2 protein-coding genes are annotated in these 3,846 nt (G+C 74.5%); one reads left to right on the top strand and one right to left on the bottom strand.

Annotated features, from left to right (window positions below; translation table 11 throughout):
- Positions 1-1,127, top strand: a 1,127-nt coding sequence (gene sucB / locus J5X07_RS12680) for a 2-oxoglutarate dehydrogenase, E2 component, dihydrolipoamide succinyltransferase (RefSeq protein ID WP_208480039.1), incomplete at its 5' end; no start/stop codon positions are given.
- Between the two features lie 125 nt (positions 1,128-1,252).
- On the opposite strand, the gene J5X07_RS12675 is transcribed toward sucB, so the two are convergent.
- Positions 1,253-2,998: a protein kinase domain-containing protein gene (locus J5X07_RS12675; RefSeq protein WP_208480038.1), complete on the bottom strand. Its 1,746-nt coding sequence runs from the start codon at positions 2,996-2,998 to the stop codon at positions 1,253-1,255.
- Between the last annotated feature and the right edge of the window lie 848 nt (positions 2,999-3,846).

The following is a 3,846-nucleotide window of genomic DNA, read 5'->3' as shown; positions in this document are numbered from 1 at the left end:
GCGACCCCTCCGAGGCCACCGCCTCCCCCGAGCCGGCCCAACCGGCCCCCCAGGCGGCCCCCGAGCCCCAGACCCCCGCCGCCCCCGCAGCGCCCGAGGCACCGGCCACCACCGAGGCACCCGCAGCAGCCTCCCCGGCTCCGGCCCCCTCCGCCGCGGCGCAGACGGCCTATGTCACCCCGATCGTGCGCAAGCTGGCCCGGGACAAGGGCGTGGACCTGTCCACCATCACGGGCACGGGCGTGGGCGGCCGCATCCGCAAGCAGGATGTCGAGGCCGCCGCCAAGGCGGCTCAGGAGGCGCGCGAGGCCCAGCAGGCGGCTCAGGCCGCCGCCTCCACACCGGCGCCGCAGGGCTCCGCGGCTCCCGCGAGCGCCCCGGCCTCCGCCAAGCCCGCGGTGGACACCGTGCTGCGCGGCAAGACGGAGAAGATGAGCCGCCTGCGCCAGGTCATCTCCGAGCGCATGGTCGACTCCCTGCAGACCTCCGCCCAGCTGACCACGGTCGTGGAGGTCGATGTCACCCGCGTGGCGGCGCTGCGCACCCGGGCCAAGAACGACTTCCTGGCGCGCAACGGCACCAAGCTCACCTTCCTGCCCTTCTTCGTGGCCGCGGCCACCGAGGCGCTCAAGGCCCACCCGAAGATCAACGCCTCGATCGACGGCAAGCAGGTGACCTACCACGACGTCGAGCACGTGGGCATCGCGGTGGACACCCCGCGCGGCCTGCTGGTGCCCGTGGTCAAGAACGCCGGGGACCTCAACATCCCCGGCCTGGCCAAGCGCATCAACGACCTGGCGGCCCGCACCCGGGACAACAAGGTCAACCCCGATGAGCTCAGCGGCTCGACCTTCACCATCACCAACACCGGCTCGGGCGGTGCCCTGTTCGACACCCCGATCATCAACCAGCCCGAGGTCGCGATCCTGGGCCTGGGGGCGATCACCAAGCAGCCGCGCATCATCAAGGATGCCGATGGCGGCGAGGTCATCGCGATCCGCTCGGTGTGCTACCTGGCGCTGTCCTACGACCACCGCCTGGTCGATGGCGCGGATGCCGCCCGCTACCTCATGACGGTCAAGAAGCGCCTGGAGGAGGGCGACTTCGCCGGCGACCTGGGGCTGTGACCCGGGCTCATCCGGCGCTCAGGAGCTGCTGACCGCTCGTGGCCCCGCACCCACCCGGGTGCGGGGCCACTGCCTGCCCGGAGCCCTGGGTCCTGCAGATGACGGCAGATGATGGCTCGTGCGGCTCAGGGTGCCTCGCCCACCTCCAGGACCCGCCAGGGGCCGGGCACCAGGACGAGCACCACCTGGCGGGGTGCCAGGGCCGGGACTGTGCGGGCGCCGTCCTCGCCCCTGCGGGTGTAGGGCCCCTGCGCCTGGGTGAGCCGCACCGCTCGAGCGCCGGGCCAGGCGGCAGCCACCTCGTCCGGCACCTCCGCCTCCTGGACCTGGCTGACCGAGGTCTGCAGGCCCTCGATGCTCTCCCCCGAGGCGAGCAGGGAGCCCATCACCCCCGCATCGGCCTGCGCGGCGGGGGAGCCGGGCACGGTCGTGGCCGCGAGCCCGGCGGCATCACCGGCCATGAGCGCCTCGTCCCGGGCCGAGGCCAGCGCCAGCACTACTGCCGTCATCTCCCCGCCATCGTCCGCTGCGGCACTGGTCTGGGCAGCAGCCTGGTCAGCGGCCGCCGCCGAGGCGCCGCCGTCCTCCCGGGATGCGGGTGGGTGAGGCGCGGGGGGAGGAGCCGAGGAGCCGTCGGGGCCGGGGGCGGGCGCCGCCGGGGCGCTGCTGGCCTGCTGGCCGGCGCTGCGGGGCGCAAGGGCGCTCAGCGGCCAGGATCGCAGGGCGACCGTGGTCGAGGCGGGGTGGGTGAGGGCCCAGCCGGTGCTGGCCAGGGCGATGATGGCGGCGGCACCGACCAGGCGACGCCGGCCGGTCACCCATCCGCGCTGAGGACGCGCCTGCCCGTAGGTGAGGGCGACCACGGGTGCGCGCCTGCGCGAGCGCTGGAGCCTGGAGCCGACGGTGCGGGTGGGAGTGCGGGCGGCGGCCCGCAGGGAGCCCGCGGCCAGGCGGGCACCGTCGGGCAGCTCGATGGGCGCCTGGACCCCCATCTCGGGCGCCCTGGCGGCCAGGTCTCGCGCGCTGGGCCGCTCCTGGGGGTCCAGGACCAGGGCGTCGGCCAGGACCCGTGTGGCCCGGCGGGCGCCGGCGCCCCCGGTGCCGGCGCATTCGCGCACGAGGGCGGCCAGGGCGTAGACATCCGAGGCCGCGGTGGCCGGGCCGCCCGCCAGCCGCTCGGGGGCCGCACAGCCCTGCGTGCCTGATTCCATGAAGGAGCCGAGCAGGTCCACGAGCACCGGCGCGCCGTCGAGCCGGATGACGACGTTGCCCGCGGAGATGTCCCCGTGGGCGCATCCGTGCTCGTGCATGTGGGCCAGGGCGGAGCCCAGGTCGTCCAAGAGCCGGGCCATCTGCCCGAGGGGGAGCCTGCCGCGGGCGCCCAGGACGACGTCGAGGCTGGCACCGTCGATGAGGTCCATGACGACGGCGACGCGGTTGCCGGGCAGGCTGATGACCTCGCGGATGGGGACCAGTCCGTGATGGCGCAGGCCGCGCAGGGCCGCCAGGCGCCGCAGGACGCCGGCTCCCGCACCGCCCTCAGGCAGGTCGAGCAGGCGCACGACGACGTGCTCGCCGGCCGCATCCAGAGCCCGGCGCGGTGCGGCGGGGCTCAAGCTGCGCCCCAGGGGGACCCCGAGGGTCAGGCCGGCCTCCGCCAGGGCGCGGTGGAGGCCGGCGGGCAGGCCCTCCGTCTCGCCCCCGTCATCCTGGCGGCCCCGGCGCCAGCGCGACCGGCGCTGTGAGCGTCGGCGGGTCAGGGGTCGGAGCTCCCGACCGGGCCCGCCGGCGGGGCCGGAGTCATCGGAGTCGGGCTGCTGCTCGGGAGCGGGCTGGTCTGGCGAGTCGGCGGATGAGGGTGGCTGGCTCATGACGGCATGGTGCGCGCGGGGTGGCACGCCTTCCAGGTCAGTTCAGGCCGCCTGTGGACAACCCGGCGCCGCAGGCGGTTGTCCACAGGATTCCGGCGCGGCCGGGCCTGCGATGGCGCAGATCGGCCCGGATGGCTGGCCCAGATGGTTGGGCGGTGGGGGCTTGGGGGCGGGTCCCATCGCCCCTCATGCCCTGCCACGGGCCGGCCATTCGCTGGGCGGTGGTCCCGGGGCCAGGCCTGTACCGCTGGCGGCAGCAGCTGTGGGGGTCCCTCCCCCGCCCCTGACACAGGGGCGTTTCACACCTGCGCAGGTCAAGGCCCATGCGCCCAAGGCCCCGGGGTGTGGATCACGCTGAAAGACCTCCGCCACTCCTCCAGGCCATCCAGGGCCTGACGCCGCACCCGGCCCGATGGGATCAAGCGACGTCGGCACCCCCTTGCCCGGGCAGACCATCAGCACCACAGGCGCCGTCGGTGTGGGCGCGGCCGGCAGTGGTGCGCCAGGAGGACGGTGGGGCCGCACATTGGGCGTCACTTCGCGACAAGCGCGTCACTTCGCGACGTGGACGACACCTGCAGGTACCGTCCACGTCGTGAAGCGACGCCTCCGTCGTGAAGCGACGCCCAACCGAACCCCACCCCACCACCGCCCTGGCCCGCTACCGGCCCTGGCCCGTCGCCCCTGGCCACTGCGCTCCGCCCGGGAAAGGACGACTAGGTGTACTTCCCTGGGAGGTTGTGAACGGGTTGGGTAGGTGAAGGCCTCCTGGGCAGGATGTGGGTTGTCACGCTCACGTCCGGTCCGAGGAGGTCTTCATGACTCACGCTAACGCACCTTTGACGCCC

This window comes from Actinomyces bowdenii (assembly GCF_017592395.1).
Lineage (GTDB): Bacteria > Actinomycetota > Actinomycetes > Actinomycetales > Actinomycetaceae > Actinomyces > Actinomyces bowdenii.
This window is presented reverse-complemented; position numbering and strand designations above follow the sequence as displayed.